This is a genomic window from Arcobacter sp. L (assembly GCF_000284235.1).
GTDB classification, from domain to species: Bacteria; Campylobacterota; Campylobacteria; order Campylobacterales; family Arcobacteraceae; genus Aliarcobacter; species Aliarcobacter defluvii.
The window spans coordinates 2455481-2470881 of sequence record NC_017192.1 but is presented as its reverse complement, the minus strand read 5'-3'; the positions used below and the strand labels follow the sequence as shown (position 1 = coordinate 2470881).

18 protein-coding genes are annotated in these 15401 nt (G+C 26.1%); all 18 read left to right on the top strand.

Annotated features, from left to right (window positions below; translation table 11 throughout):
• Nucleotides 1–8 precede the first annotated feature (8 nt).
• Entirely contained in the window at nt 9–323 is a 315-nt protein-coding gene (locus tag ABLL_RS12165; RefSeq protein WP_014475093.1) for a hypothetical protein, read from the top strand.
• Nucleotides 324–333: 10 nt separating this feature from the next.
• Entirely contained in the window at nt 334–1215 is an 882-nt protein-coding gene (locus ABLL_RS12160; protein WP_014475092.1) for a FliM/FliN family flagellar motor switch protein, read from the top strand.
• Between the two features lie 3 nt (nt 1216–1218).
• The gene (locus ABLL_RS12155) at nt 1219–1974 is read left to right on the top strand and encodes a motility protein A (RefSeq protein WP_014475091.1); all 756 of its coding nucleotides are present in this window, start codon (nt 1219–1221) and stop codon (nt 1972–1974) included.
• Nucleotides 1975–1983: 9 nt separating this feature from the next.
• A complete protein-coding gene (locus tag ABLL_RS12150) occupies nt 1984–2763 on the top strand; it encodes a flagellar motor protein MotB (protein ID WP_014475090.1) in 780 nt (259 codons plus the stop codon).
• Nucleotides 2763–3062, top strand: coding sequence for a rod-binding protein (locus tag ABLL_RS12145; RefSeq protein ID WP_014475089.1), 300 nt, complete (start codon nt 2763–2765; stop codon nt 3060–3062). The genes ABLL_RS12150 and ABLL_RS12145 overlap by 1 nt, the downstream gene beginning before the upstream one ends.
• Nucleotides 3063–3072: 10 nt before the next feature.
• Nucleotides 3073–3450, top strand: a complete 378-nt coding sequence (locus ABLL_RS12140) for a hypothetical protein (protein WP_014475088.1) — start codon at nt 3073–3075, stop codon at nt 3448–3450.
• Complete coding sequence (locus ABLL_RS12135; protein WP_014475087.1) at nt 3434–3829, top strand: hypothetical protein; 396 nt, start codon at nt 3434–3436, stop codon at nt 3827–3829. Before ABLL_RS12140 ends, ABLL_RS12135 begins: the two co-directional genes overlap by 17 nt.
• Nucleotides 3826–4977 carry a flagellar biosynthesis protein FlhF gene (gene flhF / locus ABLL_RS12130; protein ID WP_014475086.1) on the top strand — a complete coding sequence of 384 codons (1152 nt, stop codon included), beginning with the start codon at nt 3826–3828 and terminating at the stop codon, nt 4975–4977. Before ABLL_RS12135 ends, flhF begins: the two co-directional genes overlap by 4 nt.
• 2 nt (nt 4978–4979) lie before the next feature.
• Nucleotides 4980–5798, top strand: coding sequence for a P-loop NTPase (locus ABLL_RS12125; RefSeq protein WP_014475085.1), 819 nt, complete (start codon nt 4980–4982; stop codon nt 5796–5798).
• Between the two features lie 64 nt (nt 5799–5862).
• Entirely contained in the window at nt 5863–6195 is a 333-nt protein-coding gene (locus tag ABLL_RS12120) for a hypothetical protein (protein WP_014475084.1), read from the top strand.
• A gap of 10 nt (nt 6196–6205) precedes the next feature.
• Nucleotides 6206–6502 (top strand): flagellar hook-basal body complex protein FliE, encoded by a 297-nt coding sequence (gene fliE / locus ABLL_RS12115; RefSeq protein ID WP_014475083.1) that lies wholly within the window; start codon nt 6206–6208, stop codon nt 6500–6502.
• Between the two features lie 14 nt (nt 6503–6516).
• Nucleotides 6517–6981, top strand: coding sequence for a flagellar basal body rod protein FlgC (gene flgC / locus ABLL_RS12110; protein WP_014475082.1), 465 nt, complete (start codon nt 6517–6519; stop codon nt 6979–6981).
• 8 nt (nt 6982–6989) lie between these two features.
• Entirely contained in the window at nt 6990–9128 is a 2139-nt protein-coding gene (locus ABLL_RS12105) for a flagellar hook-length control protein FliK (protein ID WP_014475081.1), read from the top strand.
• On the top strand, nt 9129–9878 hold the full coding sequence (locus ABLL_RS12100; protein ID WP_014475080.1) for a flagellar biosynthetic protein FliR: 750 nt from the start codon (nt 9129–9131) through the stop codon (nt 9876–9878).
• Between the two features lie 18 nt (nt 9879–9896).
• Nucleotides 9897–10946: a flagellar biosynthesis protein FlhB gene (gene flhB / locus ABLL_RS12095; protein WP_014475079.1), complete on the top strand. Its 1050-nt coding sequence runs from the start codon at nt 9897–9899 to the stop codon at nt 10944–10946.
• 3 nt (nt 10947–10949) lie between these two features.
• Complete coding sequence (locus ABLL_RS12090; RefSeq protein ID WP_014475078.1) at nt 10950–12944, top strand: tol-pal system YbgF family protein; 1995 nt, start codon at nt 10950–10952, stop codon at nt 12942–12944.
• Nucleotides 12944–14248, top strand: a complete 1305-nt coding sequence (fliI, locus tag ABLL_RS12085; protein WP_014475077.1) for a flagellar protein export ATPase FliI — start codon at nt 12944–12946, stop codon at nt 14246–14248. Before ABLL_RS12090 ends, fliI begins: the two co-directional genes overlap by 1 nt.
• Entirely contained in the window at nt 14245–15390 is a 1146-nt protein-coding gene (gene flgL / locus ABLL_RS12080) for a flagellar hook-associated protein FlgL (protein WP_014475076.1), read from the top strand. Before fliI ends, flgL begins: the two co-directional genes overlap by 4 nt.
• The last annotated feature ends 11 nt before the right edge of the window (nt 15391–15401 follow it).

Here is a 15401-nt window from a genome sequence, read left to right as displayed (position 1 = left end):
AGGACACTATGGAAATTGGAAGAGTTGCTGAAATTGATAATTCAAAAATTAATAACATTGAAAAAGCTCAAAAAGTGAGTAATGTTGATGAAAAAAAAGAAGTAATACAAGAAGATGAATATAAAAAAAGTTTAGGTAATATTTCATCTTCTGAAAAAAATGAAGTAATCTTAGATAATGTAAAATTTGGCTATAACAAAAATTCAAAAGATTTTTTTGTAAAAGTTACAAGAGGTGATGCTGAATATAAGTATCCAACAGAGGATATGATGAAAGTAAAAGCTTACATTTTACAAGAATTAGAACAAAATAATAAAGCATAAGGTAATTTAATTGGCATCAGATTTATCAAATATATTTAAAGATGAACTTTCAAATACACTAGAACAGTTATTATCTAAAAATTCACAAATAGATGCTGTTACAAAATTGGTAAGTGAAAATTTTGATTCTACACAATTAGTAGAGTGTAGTGCAAGGTTTGATCTTAAAGGTGTATCTTCTGAAGTAAATTTTTACATTCCAACTCTTAGTGCAACTAAATTTGAATATTTAATGTTAGGTGGAATGGGAGATTTAAAGGAACATATTGATGATGAAATTACAGATGCAGTAAATGAAATTATTTCAAATATTTGTGGAAGTTTTTGTACTTCTGTAAATGCACAAGGACTTCCAGATATTGGAGCAATTAAATCGGAGATAAAAAGTTCTTCTATAGTCGAAGGTTCAAGTTTGTCTTCAAAAAAGAATGCGTATGAATTTATTATTTCATTAGGAAATGAAAAATTACCAATAATTATTAGTTTTGATGAATTAATTTTACCCTTTTTTTCTTCAATTACAGGAGTAATAGCTTCAGATGAAACTGAAGTTAAAGATAAAATCATCCCTTCTGTAAGTATACCAACTAATGTAAATACAACTTCTTCATCTTCAGTACATACATCAAAAAATCTTGAACTTTTATATAATGTGAAATTGAAATTGAGCGTTAGATTAGGAACAAAAGTAGTTTTATTAAAAGATATATTAAGATGGGATGTTGGTGAAATTATTGAACTTGAGCAGATGGTTAATGAACCTTTAGAAATTTTAGTAAATGGTGTGAGAATAGGTGAAGGTGAAGCAGTGATAGTTGAAGGAAAGTTTGGATTAAAAATAAAAAAAATTGGAAATGAAGATTTAAGATTAAATCAATTAGTAGGATTATAATTCATGGATAAGAGTACCGTAGGAGGATTAGGCGCAGGTTGGGCACTTGTTGCTCTTGCTATTATTTTAGGTGGAGTAGGTTTTGGTCCATATATTGATATTCCCTCTGTTGTAATAGTATTTGGTGGTACGATGGCTGTTACTGCAGGACAATTTGAAGGAAAAGATTTAAAAAGAATTATGCCAGCATTTAAAGTTGCAATGAATGAAGTAAAATCGGAACCTTTACCCGAATTGGTAGAAAAAATAATTTTTTATGCCACAGAAATAAAAAAACATGGTGTTATGCAAATTGAACAAAAAGTTTTGCAGGAGACTAATCCTTTTTTTAGAGAAGCTTTCCAATTGTTAGTTGATGGAACTAAGCCAGATGTTTTACAACCTTTAATGGAGTTAAAATTAGAGCATATTGAAAAAAGACATTCAACAATGATTAGTATTTTTGGAAATATTGGTGGAACAGCTGGTTCAATGGGAATGATCGGAACTTTAGTTGGATTAGTTGCAATGCTTGCAAATTTATCTGATCCTGCATCTGTTGGTCCTGCAATGGCAGTTGCTTTACTTACTACAATGTATGGTGCATTATTAGGAACTCTTTTTGCAGGTTTAGTTGAAAGTAAACTTTCTCAAAAACATAATGTTGAAGTAACAGCTTGCGAAGTTATTATTCATGGAGCAACAATGATTGCAGCGGAAGAATCAATCGGTAATATAAAAATGCAATTAAATTCGATTTTAGTTGAAGTTGTAGAATAAAGAATTAAGATGGCTAAAAATAAATGTCCTGAATGTCCAAAGTGTTTACCCGGTTGGTTAGTGCAATTTGGAGATTTAATGTCTTTGTTACTTACTTTTTTTATTCTTTTATTATCAATGGCAGTAATGGATAAAAAGAAAGTAGAAGAATATTTTGATATTATGAAAAAGGCAATGGGCTTCATTGATGCTTCAACTGATGTTGAAACTCAAACAGATGCATATTCTACAAAAGATAGTAGTTCGGATTCACAAGATAGTAGTGACTCCTCTACAGAGAGTTCATTTGATAATACAGCACAAGAAGTTTCTCAAATTGTACAAGAATTAAATTCAAATCAAAATATAGAGAGCCAAGAAATTAGTATAGAAAAAGGTAAAAATGAATTTACTTTAGATATTCCATCTACTATCATGTTTGAAGATGGTCAGTATGAATTAACAAATCAAAGTGCAAAAATTTTTATTTCTAAAATAGCAAGAGTTATAAGAACTATGCCACAGACATTTAATATAGAAATTATTGGACATACAGATACAAATAGAGTAATTAGTGATAAAATACCAAGAGATGCTTGGGATATTTCAGCATTAAGATCAATCTCTGTTGTAAAAGAATTAATAAAAAATAAAATTGACCCAGGAATTTTAAAGGTTTCAGCATTTGGTTCATATCATCCTAAAAGTGATGTTGCCGCTGATAATAGAAGAGTTGAAATGAGATTTTATTCTCAAGATAATCAGCAAGATATTTTAAATGAAGAAAATTTCTTTGATAGGTTGGAATAATGGAAATAAATAGTAACAATTTAATTAATACAGATATTTTACAAACAAAAAAACTTGATAATGTTAAACCTGAAGATATAAAAGATGCAGAAGAACTTAGAAAAGTTAGTAATGATTTTGAATCATTTTTTTTAAATCAAATAATGGATATTTCATTGCGTTCTACAAATATAGCAGGAGAAGGTGCAGGTTCTGATATAATTAAAAGTATGTATATTCAGTCTATTGCAGATAGTTCAAGTGGCTCTTTAGGCATAAGTGATATGCTATTTGACTTTTTAAGTAAGAATAATAAATAAAGGCTTAATCATGATAGAGAATATTATAAAAGAAATGTCTTCTTTAGTTAATGATTTAAAAGAATCAATAACTCAAGATATAAAAGATATAAAACTAGCAAAACATGAAGAACTTTTAAAAAGAAATGATAAAAAGCATATTATGATTGATGAAATTACAAATTTAAAAGCTCAGTTAAATCAAGAATTAATAAAAAAAATTCAAGAAGGAGTTGATGTAAATATCTATAGAAATAGTGTAGATTTACTTGAAATTCAATTAAAAGAATTATATGAATTAAATAGAAAGTTAGCATCAATTGTTTTACCTGTTCAACAGATGTATAAAGACTTAGTTTCTGAAATAAGTACAGCTAATGGAGGAAGAATTTTTGATATTAAAGCTTAGTTTTTTATCTTTAGTATTAAGTATTAATTTATTTGCAATAAGTGTATTAGTTGCAAAAGAAGCTATTAATTTTGAAGAAAAAATTGATAGTAAAAAAGTGCAAATAAAAAATGTATCTGAAATAGGGAAGTCTTGTATTCCTTTAAAATTATCTCAATTACAAAATGAAGAATATATATCAACTCATTATATAAATAAAAATACAATTATTTGTATAAAAGATGTAAAAAAGTATGAAAATGAAACTGTAATATTCAATTTTGGCGGCGTTAAAATAGAGAAAAGAGGTAAAATTATTTATGAAAATAGTGATTTTATTAGAATTAAAAATTTAGATGGTTCAATAGAACAAATATATAAAGATGGAAGAATTAAATGAATATGCTCTCTTTTTTAGGGGAAACACCTACTATAGCATTAAGATTAGCCCAAGAAGAGTGTGGTGAAGAAGCAATAGTAATTTCAACAAAAAAAATATCTAATGCAAAAGGCACAACAAAAGATATGTATGAAGTAGTTGTGGCTGTTGAAGATGAGGATAAAAAAAAGAATTTAATTTATACAAAATCAGCTATTAGTAAAATAAGTGAAAATTCAACACCTATAAAAACACATGTATATGATTTTAGAGAAGAAATTCTAAAAATGCAAGGAGTTTTAGAACAAGTTCAGAAATCTATTTGGAATCCAAAAAGTCAGCTTTATGATTTGACTATTCCTCCTGAATTTGCTTCAATGTATAATATTTTTGAACAAAATGAATTTGATCAAGAAATGACTTATACAATTATGAAAAAAACTATAAAACAATTACCAATTGCTTTAAAGTCAAATCCAAAAAAAGTGAATGATTTTTTTAAATTGATTTTACGAAGAGTAATACCAATTAAACATGAAGTTCCATTAAGAAAACATCAAAGAAAAATAATAATGATGGTTGGACCAACAGGTGTTGGTAAAACTACAACTATTTCAAAACTTGCTGCAAGATATGCTTATAAATTAGGACAAAATTATAAAGTAGGGATTGTAACTTTAGATTCTTTTAGAGTTGGAGCAATTGAGCAACTACAAGCATATACAAATATTATGAGATTACCCTTAGAAATAGTAAAAAAACCTGAAGGTTTGTCTGAAGCACTTTTAAGATTAAAAGATTGTAATTATATTTTTATAGATACAGCAGGTTCAAGTCAATATGATATTGATAAAATTGAACTAATAAATGAGTATCAAAAAAGAGTTGAAGAATTACCAATTGAAAAGATTTTAGTATTACCTGCAAATGTAAAACATAGTGATTTATTGGAGATATATAAAAACTATTCAAGATTATCAATAGATTATTTAACATTTACAAAGTTAGATGAAACGAAAAGTTTTGGAAATTTAATATCTTTTGCACATAAAACAAAAAAATCTATTACATATTTTTCAATAGGTCAAAATGTTCCAGATGATTTAATAGTTTCAGATTCTTCTTTTTTGATTGATTGTTTTATGAATAATCAGTGTGTTAGGAGATAACAGTGTTTGATACTATCTCTTCTCAGGCTAGTAAATTAGTAAAACTTACAAGCGGAGTAAAAAAAAACTACTCTAAAACAAAACTTTTAACAATTACTTCTGGAAAAGGTGGAGTTGGTAAATCAACAATTACAGCGAACATGGCATTTTTACTTGCTCGTAGAGGATTTAATGTAGCTGTATTAGATGCTGATATTGGACTTGCAAATATGCAAGTTTTGTTTGATATTAAACCGCAAAATACACTTTTCGAATATATAAATGGAATTAAAACTTTAGATGAAGTTATCACAAAAACTTCTTATGATAATATCTCTTTAATAGCGGGGAAAAGTGGGTATCAATATACTTCAAATAAAAATAGTTTTATATTCTCTCGAATTGTAAAAGATATTATTTCTTTAAATAAGTATGATATTTTGCTTATTGATACGGGTGCAGGACTAAATGATTATGTAAGAGAATTTTTATCAGTTTCTGATAATATCTTAGCAGTTACTACTACAGATCCAAGCGCCTTGACGGATGTATATTCTTTAATGAAAATGTTATCTTTAGATAAAAATAAATTAATGTTATGTTTTAATCATACAAGAAATCATCAAATTGGAGAGACGATCGCGAATTCTTTAGTAAATTTAGGGAAAAAAAATAGGCTAAAAGAAGATTTTATGGTAGAATATATAGGAAACATTTCAACTTCTGCAAATATTTCAACTACTGGACGTTTGAGAAAGTTGTTTACTAACGAATTTTCTACAGATGAAATAACGAAACAATTGCAGATTATTATCGATAAAATATTAATAAATATACATTAAAGGTTTGTTCTAAAGTGTTAAATTTAGGTTCAATTATTTTTATTTTTATTGTTAAAGAAATAATATGATAATAGAACGATTCTCACAAACAGTAATAAATAGTGGCATATTTAAACTCTATATAGCTATAGGTTTTTTTGCAACTTTAATATTTTTTACAATTAATGCTGATTTATTTACTCCAACAGAGATGATATTAGGTATAATTTTAGTAACGATAATTTTAAAAGGCATAAGTAATATGATGCTCTCTTTAATAATTAGTTTATTTAGTCTTGATAATAAAAGAAATGAATTTGATTTTAAATATAATGAAGAAAAAATACAAGTTATGCTTAATGAATTGGCTGTGCAAGATGTAATTGAGACTAATAAAAATTTGAAAAAAGCTAACTAAGGAGTAGATTTTGAATATATCATCTATAACAAATTCTCTAAATACTTTAGGAATAAATAATGATAAAACAGCAGATATTAGTGCTGATAAATCATTCCAAAATATGTTGAATGATGCAATTTCAAATGTTAATGACCAACAGATAAAAGGTTATGATTCAATGGAAGGAATAGCAACAGGAAAAGTTACAAACTTACAAGAAGCTGTTCAAAGAATAGAAGAAGCTGAATTGTCAATGAAATTAGCTTTAGAAGTTAAAAATAAAGCAGTTAGTGCATATAAAGAAATAATGAGAATGCAAATATAGAATAAGGATTCGTTATGGGTTTTTTTGATGGATATAATGTTGCAACTTCAGGAATGAGTGCACAAAGAACTCGAATTAATGTTGTAAGTGCAAATATTGCAAATGCAAAAACAACTCACACAGCAGAAGGTGGACCTTATAAAAAACAAGAAGTTGTTTTTGAAGATGTTTTGTTTGCTAATACAAATAAAAAAACTAATTCTAATGATATAGAAACAACAAATAATGTAAATTCAGATATAGCATTAAGAGGAGTTGGTGTAAAATCAATTGTTCAATCTGATGCAAAACCAGTAATGAGATATGAACCGTCTCATCCAGATGCAAATGAAGATGGATATGTTGCTTATCCAGATATTAATCCTGTAGTTGAAATGGTAGATTTAATAGAAGCTATGAGATCTTATGAAGCAAATGTTACTTCATTTAATACTCATAAAAATATTGATTCTAAAACTTTAGATATATTAAATATGTAAGAAAAATTATGGCAAATATAATAGATATTCTTCCTCAAGCTAAAACTACTTCTACGGAAACTTCAACAAAATCTGATAAAGAGAGTATAAAAGAAAAACCTTCTTTATTTGATTCTTTACTTCAAAATAGTGTTGAAAGCGAAGAAAAAGTAGAACCAAAAGTTGTTGATAAAAAAGAGAAAGAATTAAATAAAAATGAAAAACTTAATGTTAAAAAAGTTGCTGATAATGCTGATAATAATGAAGAAAAAGCTGAAGCAAAGAATACAACTTCATTGTTAGATAGATTGATTTTCGAAGCTAAAAATGAAGTTAAAGAAAATGTTGAAACAAAAAATATTTCTTCTTTACCTACTAAAGAAATAACATCACAAAATACTCAAACAAAAATTTCTTTAGACGAATTAATACAAGAAAATAAACCTGATAAAATAAATGAATCGACAAAAAAAGAATCTGTAATAGTTTCAGATAATTTAGATGATAAAAAAGATATTACTTTAACAACAGAATCAAAAGATAAAAATATAAAAGAAATAGTAGTTGATACTTCAATAAAAGAAGAATTATTAAATAGTGAAATAGAAGCTAATAGTGAAAAAAAAGATACTTCTTTAACAACAGAATCAAAAGATAAAAATATAAAAGAAGTACTAGTTGATACTTCAATAAAAGAAGAATTATTAAATAGTGAAAAAAAAGATACTTCTTTAACAACAGAATCAAAAGATAAAAATATAAAAGAAGTACTAGTTGACACTTCAATAAAAGAAGAATTATTAAGTAATCAGAACAATAAAACAGATATTAAAAAAGAAAGATCAATTGATGATGTATTAATTGCTGATAATAAGAATAATGCTAAGACAATTAATGATGCCATTGATGAGCAAGTAATTGATAAAAAAGAAAGTAAAGTTTTAAAAACAAATAATGAAAATTTAATAATAGAAAAATCAACAATAGAAATAAAAACAAGTGATAAATCAATTATTGAATCAACTGATGTTAAAGCTACGAAAGAAGATATAAATAATAATTTAACTATTAATTTAGAAGAAAATAATACAGAATCAGCAACAGAAAATTTATTAGCGAATATTGCAGATAAAAATCCAGAAAATTTATTATCTACAAATTTATCAGAAGAAGTGGACATAAAAACTTTAATTGAGGCTGAAAAAACACCTCAAAAGAAGAAAACATTAATGGATCTTTTGATCGAAAAAAATATGCAAAATGCAGGTTTAAAAGTTTTAAATGAAGGTGATAATTTAGTTAAAAATGAACTTGTATCAAAAGATTTTATATCAAATATGTATTTAAGTGAGCAAAAAAATTTGCTTAATAATCAGTTTTTATTTAATAAAAATGAAGCATTAAGTTTATTGAAAGATGGAGCATCACTAAAAGATATAGAAAAAAGTGCAAATATATTAGAATTAGGCTTAGATAATATTGATATTGAACAAAATATTGAACTTGAAAACTTAGGAATTGTTAAAAGACAAGATTTTGATTTATCGAATAAAAAAAATATTTTAGATAGTTTATTAAATGAAAAAAATATTAGAAGTGATGATATCAAAAATTTAATTACAAAATCAGTTGAAGCAAGTAGTGCTTTACTTGATAATAGTTTAAATGTTAGTGATGATACTGTTGTAAATGTTAATTCTCCAATAGCATATAATATTCACTCAAAAATTATTGGTGCAAAACAGCAAATGGCAACAATGATGTCAGATATTGCAAGACAAATGTATGAAAATTATAAACCTCCAGTTACAGTTTTTAGAATAAATCTAAATCCATTAGAATTGGGAAGTATTGCAATTATGATGAAAAATGATAAAAATAATGCTTTAACAATTAGTATGAATGTATCAAATAACACAACTTTAGATGCATTAGTCGATAATCAAAATGTGTTAAGAAATTCATTAAATAAAACATTTGATGAAAATACAAAATTCAATCTTGATTTTAGCTCTTCAAATCAAAATAATAATCAATCTTCAAACAATCAAAACAATCAAAATAGCCAATATCAAGAACGAAGATTCGAAAAACAGATGGATACACAATCTGTTTTACAATTAACAGAAGAGAATAAAGATAGAGAAGAAAAATTAGATTATATGTAAATGGAAGCTTTTTTATCTTTATTAAATGAAGAAGTTTTATTTCAATTCCTTCTTTTATTTGCTAGAATAGTTGCTTTCGTTGCTTTTATGCCAGTTTTTGGTCATGCTGCAATTAGTCCAACTATTAGAATTGCTTTTGCATTTTATATAAGTGTTTTTATTTTTCCTTTAGTGAATGTAGCAACAAATGTAAATCAAGATAATTTTATTGTAAGTTTAATATCTGAGTTGACTTTAGGACTAGTTGCTTCGATGCTTATAAATATAATTTTTTCTGCTGTAAAAATTATTGGAGAATTTGTTGAATATTCGACAGCTTTATCAATGGCTGCTATGTTTGATCCTACAACAGGTTCTCAAGAAGGGTTAATTGCAAAGTTACTTTATTGGATTGCATTAATGCTTTTTTTTCAAACAGGAATGTATGAGATGACTTTAGTAATTTTAGTTAAAAGTTTTTCTATGATACATTTAGGAAGCTTTGATATATTTTCATATAACGGAATTCAACTGGCAATAGATGAAATAAAAAGAATGTTTGCGTTTGCATTTGCGTTTGCACTTCCTTTATTTTTTATAGGTTTTATACTGGATATTTATTATGGATATGGAACTAAATCAATGCCATCTTTTTCACCATTTGTAATAACGTTTCAATTGAAATTTGCTTTAATATTTGTATTCTTAATATTAGGAATGGAAATTTTCTCAGAAGCATTTACTCAATATTTTATAGATAAATTTCAATAAATCAAAGGTTAATATAAAATGGCTGATGAAGAAGAAAAAACCGAAGAACCCACATCCAAAAAAATTGAAGATGCAAAAAAAGAGGGAAATGTAAATAAATCAATGGAAGTAACAGGAGCCACGATTTTATTTTTTGGTTCTATGTATTTACTGTTTTTTTCATCTTTTTCTTTATTGGAAATAAAAAAACTTATGATGTTTTCTTATGGATTTATCGGTCAAGAACTTGATAGTACTATTTTTTTTGCTATTACGTATAGCGTTGTAATTACTTTATTAAAAGCATTAGCTCCTTTATTCTTATTGATTATAATTTTGGCATTAGCAACAAATTGGATGCAATTTGGATTTGTTACAATCCCTTTAAAATTTGATTTGCAAAAATTAGATCCAATTAAAGGAATGAAAAATATTTTTGGTTTAAAAAAATTGATAGAAGCTTTCAAATTAACTTTAAAATTAATCATTATTATGGTTGTTATGTGTATTCTTTTTTTGTTAACAAATAAAGAGTTTTTAATGATGATGAGTCAAGAAACATCATCCACAATATCTACAATGTTTCAGCTATCAGTCTATTTTATTTTAGCAATTCTTCTTATTATCATTATTTTTGCTATAATAGATTTTTATTTTTCTAGACACTATTATATGAAATCTTTAAGAATGAGTAAACAAGAGATTAAAGATGAATTTAAAAATATGGAGGGAGATCCTCAAGTAAAAGGTAGAATTAGAAGAATTCAAATGCAAATGGCACAAAAAAGAATGATGAGTAATGTACCAAATGCAGATGTTGTTATTACAAATCCAACACATTATGCAATTGCTTTAAAATATGATAATAAAGTTAATTCTGCTCCGATAGTTGTTGGAAAAGGTGTTGATTTCCTTGCATTAAAAATCAAAGATATTGCAAGAGAAAATAAAATACCAATAATTGAGAATCCAGCTTTAGCTAGGTCTTTGTATGATCAAATTGATATTGACAAAGAAATACCAAGTGAATTTTATAAAGCAATGGCAGAAATTTTCTCTTATGTTTATGAATTAAAAAGAAAAAGGTAAACTTTGAAATTAATATTAACTCTGTTTTTATTAGTAAATATTTTAAATGCTAAAAAGGATTTTTATTATAGTTTTATAGATTCTTCAGGAGAACAAATTTCAGAGCAAAGAAAACAATCAATTACTGATGGTTTCGATATTTTACAAAATGCAAGAAATTTAGCTCGAGATGATAAAATAGATGAAGCATACTCTTTAGTGAAAGATTTTAAAGAAAAAAATAAAATAAAAGTTTTAACTTCAGATATTATGATTTTATATGCTGAATTAGCACTAAAAAAACAGACAAAGAGATTAATTTTAGAAGCTTCAACAGAACTTGAAAGTGCAATAAATTCATCCCTTATTAATCAAAATGATTTATCAAAAGCTTATATGCTATTAGTTGAATTAAAATTAGAAATAAATAAAATAGAAGATGCAAAATATTTTTCGCAAGTTATAATTGATAATTTTGATGATGAATTAACAAAAACTTACGGAAAAATTTCAATGGCAAAAGTTTATAAATATCAAAAAGATTATACAAAAGCTATTAAATATCTTTATGAAATTTTAACAGTAACAAAAGATAAAAATGTGGCTACATTAGTTGCAGATGAATTATTTGATGTATATGTTTTAGATGGAAAACTTGATAAAGCAAATGAATTGATAACTCAAGTATTAAAAACAAATATAGAGTTTTATGCAAATGATTCATATTTAGCAAATAAAAAAATTAATCGTTTAATAAAAGCAGGAATGCCAGAACACGCTGCAGAAATTTTAAGAGAATTATTAAAAAGAACAACAAAAGATGAGTCAATTGAAGATTTTAAATATAAATTAGCAAATACATATATGTTAATGTATGATAAAACAAATTATTATTTAGAAAAAGCAAAAGATTTATATAAAGATATAATAAATGATTATCCACAAGGTATTCATGCAAAAAATGCAAAAATGTTTATTGATGAAATCTTGATGCGACAAGGATTTTTAACTCCAAGTTCAGTTGCAGCAAAGTATCCAGATGTAGAAGCAATGCAACAAAAAGCACTTTTACAAGAGCTTATGAATGATAAAAATGATAAAAAATTTGAAATGATACTAAAAGCTGAAAGAGTTTATAGAAAAGTTTCAAATGAGATTGTAAAACGATTTGGATATAACAATATCGATGAAATTTTTGATGAAGTTAATATGGATTTGATTAAAGATTATTTAGCTCAAGGAAAATGTTTTGAATTGAATGATATTTTAAAAACTTCAAGAAGTGAAACTTTGGAGAAATTGATTCAAGATGAAACTGTAAAATTTAATTTTTTTGAATGTTTAGTTGAAGTTCCATATGAAAGAGCTTATCTTCAAATCAAAGAAACTTTTAATAAAACAAGAGATGCAAATATATACTTATACCTTGAAAGAATGGCTTTTTCCTTAGGTTTGATAAATGAAGCATTAGATTTTTCATCTAAAGTTGAAATGGTTGATGATAAAAATGTTTTAGCAAAAGAGTTTATTTATAGATACCAAATAAATAAAACAAAAGATGATGCAACAGCGATGGAAAAGTTTTTTATATATGCTTCTGAAAATCCAGAATATATTAAATTAAATGAATCAAATCCTGTAATAATAGATTTTTACCATGATTATTATCTATATTTAATAAAAAATGAAGAAAAGAAACAAGCTGATGATATATTAGTGAAACTTTATAATAAACAAAAAGATTTAAAAGCATTTATTTATTCTCCATTTGTTGAAACTGAATTATCAAGATTAGAAAAAGAGAAAGATAATTATCAGCAAGCTGTTGATTATTTACTTGAATCAATACCAAATACAAGAAAAATTAAACCTAATGATGAAGTTAAAATATATTATGATATTTTAAATTTATATGATAATTTAGGAAATAAAGATAAAAAAGCTGAATATATTTTGAAATGTAAAGAAGTAAAAGATACAACAGATAGTCTTTATAAAAAAATGTGTGATGAAATGTAATGAATATAGAAGATTTATTAAATAAAATTGACCCAACAAATTTATCTATTGCCTTTGGAAGAATTACAAACATTTCAACAACAACTTTAACAGCAACTGGTCTTGAAGTTGCTGTAGGAGATATTGTAAAAATTGAATCAGTTCAGCATCACTCTTCTGTTTTGGGAATGGTAGCTTCAATAAATGATATTTCTTTTACAATAGTTCCTTTTTCTTTTATTGATGGTTTTAGAATACATGATAAAGTTTTCTTACAAAAAGATGGATTAAGTGTAAAATGTGGTTATGGTTTATTAGGAAGAGTTATAAATGCATTGGGTGATCCAATAGATAGTAAAGGAAAGATTGTTAATTTAGAAGAAAATGCTTCAATAAATAAGATTTCTATGCCTGCGCTTGAAAGAGGAATTATTGATAAAAAGTTTTCAACGGGTGTAAAAGCAATTGATTCAATGCTTACTTGTGGAAAAGGACAAAAAGTTGGTATCTTTGCAGGTTCAGGAGTTGGAAAATCAACTCTAATGGGAATGATTGTAAAAGGTTGTGAAGCCCAAATAAAAGTTGTAGCATTAATTGGAGAAAGAGGTAGAGAAATACCTGAATTTATCCATTATAATTTAGATAATAATTTGGATAATACAGTAATAATAGCTGCAACATCTGATGAATCAGCATTAATGCGAAAATATGGTGCTTTTACAGCAATGAGTATCGCAGAATTTTTTAGAGATAAAGGTCATGATGTTTTATTAATGATGGATTCTGTTACAAGATTTGCAATGGCTCAAAGAGAAATTGGATTAAGTACGGGAGAACCACCTGTAAGTCGTGGTTATCCACCTTCTGTTTTTGCTCTTTTACCTCAATTAATGGAAAGAGCAGGAAATAATCAAAAAGGTTCAATTACAGCATTTTTTACGGTTTTAGTTGATGGAGATGATATGAATGATCCAATTGCTGATCAAAGTAGATCAATTCTTGATGGACATATTGTATTAACAAGAGAGTTAACTGAACAGGGATTTTATCCACCAATTAATCTTCTAAAATCAGCTTCAAGAGTAATGGATAAAGTAGTTACAAAAGAACATTATAATGATTTTTTAAAGTTAAAAAGAGTATTATCTTTGATAAAAGAGAATGAAGTTTTAGTAAGAGTTGGTGCATACAAACCAGGTATGGATCCGGAACTTGATAATGCAATGGCAAAAAAAGAAAAAATAAGAGAGTTCTTGACTCAAGATACTCAAAAAAATTTTAATTTTGATGAAACAGTTGCAATTTTTAGAAAGGTTTTACAATGATTAATCAAACAGACCAAATGATGTATAGATTAAATAATCTAGATACCTTACAACAAAAATTAAATTATCAATATGCAGGTAAAAAACTTGAATATGGAAGTGATGATTCAGTTTTATATTCTAGAATAATTTCAGTTGATGATAAAGTTAGAGTTTATGAGGGAATAAAAACTCAAGTAGAAAGAACAACAGTACAAAATAAAACATCAGATTCAAGTATGGCTGCAATTAAAAAGATCTTAGAATCTATTAATGCTGAATTGATTAAAGCAAACACAGATACAACAAGTGAAGATGGTTTAAAAGCAATTGCTACAAATCTTTCTGGTATGAAAGAAAATCTTCTTGATTTAGCTAATACTCAAGTTGAAGGAGAATATGTATTTGCAGGTTCTGATTCTTCTATTAAACCATTTGAAGTAAATGCAGATGGTTCAATCTCTTATAATGGAGATAATAAATTAAGAAGAGTTACAGTTGAAGAAGGTTCATATCGAGAAAGAGGAATCAACGGTTTTGATGTTATGATGTATTCTTCTGCAACAGCATATAAAAATGAATCTTTAACTTTTAGTGAAGGTGATAGAGTTCTTGATCAAGATGGAAATGAATGGGTTTTAGATAATACAACTGATCCTGCAAATCCTATTTTGGTTAAATATGATGTAGATGGAAATCTAACAACTGATACGATGCCAGTAACTTTTGATGCAACTACAAATACTTATGAAACACCTATTCTTACAGCTAATGGTACAAAATTTGAAGCAAAAACTTCTATTTTTACTCTAATTGATAATGTTGTTAATAGTTTAAATAAAGTAGATTCTAGTGGTAATCCAATTTCAATCTCAGAAGCAAAAGATTTAATTTCAAAAGGTGCTGAAGAGATAATGAAAGCTTATGATGGAGTAAATATTGCTCATGCTGACCTTGGAAGTAAGAATAAAATATTTGAAGTTTCTTTAGAAAATTTAACATCTAAAATAACTCAATATAATGTTTTGTCACAAGAATTAAGTGCTTCTGATTATACGGAAATTGCATTAAAAGCAAAAGCTTTAGAGTTGACTTATACAGCACTTTATTCAACAATAAATAAAACAAATCAACTGTCATTAGTTAATTTTTTGAATAACTAATAAAAATATAA

Bases quoted from the DNA above. Each gene is read 5' to 3' on its own strand.
- flhF (WP_014475086.1), top strand. From the start codon at position 3,826: ATGAATATGCTCTCTTTTTTAGGGGAAACACCTACTATAGCATTAAGA.
- ABLL_RS12120 (WP_014475084.1), top strand. From the start codon at position 5,863: ATGATAATAGAACGATTCTCACAAACAGTAATAAATAGTGGCATATTT.
- ABLL_RS12155 (WP_014475091.1), top strand. From the start codon at position 1,219: ATGGATAAGAGTACCGTAGGAGGATTAGGCGCAGGTTGGGCACTTGTT.
- fliI (WP_014475077.1), top strand. From the start codon at position 12,944: ATGAATATAGAAGATTTATTAAATAAAATTGACCCAACAAATTTATCT.
- ABLL_RS12140 (WP_014475088.1), top strand. From the start codon at position 3,073: ATGATAGAGAATATTATAAAAGAAATGTCTTCTTTAGTTAATGATTTA.
- ABLL_RS12105 (WP_014475081.1), top strand. From the start codon at position 6,990: ATGGCAAATATAATAGATATTCTTCCTCAAGCTAAAACTACTTCTACG.
- flgL (WP_014475076.1), top strand. From the start codon at position 14,245: ATGATTAATCAAACAGACCAAATGATGTATAGATTAAATAATCTAGAT.
- ABLL_RS12150 (WP_014475090.1), top strand. From the start codon at position 1,984: ATGGCTAAAAATAAATGTCCTGAATGTCCAAAGTGTTTACCCGGTTGG.
- ABLL_RS12145 (WP_014475089.1), top strand. From the start codon at position 2,763: ATGGAAATAAATAGTAACAATTTAATTAATACAGATATTTTACAAACA.
- flhB (WP_014475079.1), top strand. From the start codon at position 9,897: ATGGCTGATGAAGAAGAAAAAACCGAAGAACCCACATCCAAAAAAATT.
- flgC (WP_014475082.1), top strand. From the start codon at position 6,517: ATGGGTTTTTTTGATGGATATAATGTTGCAACTTCAGGAATGAGTGCA.
- ABLL_RS12100 (WP_014475080.1), top strand. From the start codon at position 9,129: ATGGAAGCTTTTTTATCTTTATTAAATGAAGAAGTTTTATTTCAATTC.
- ABLL_RS12165 (WP_014475093.1), top strand. From the start codon at position 9: ATGGAAATTGGAAGAGTTGCTGAAATTGATAATTCAAAAATTAATAAC.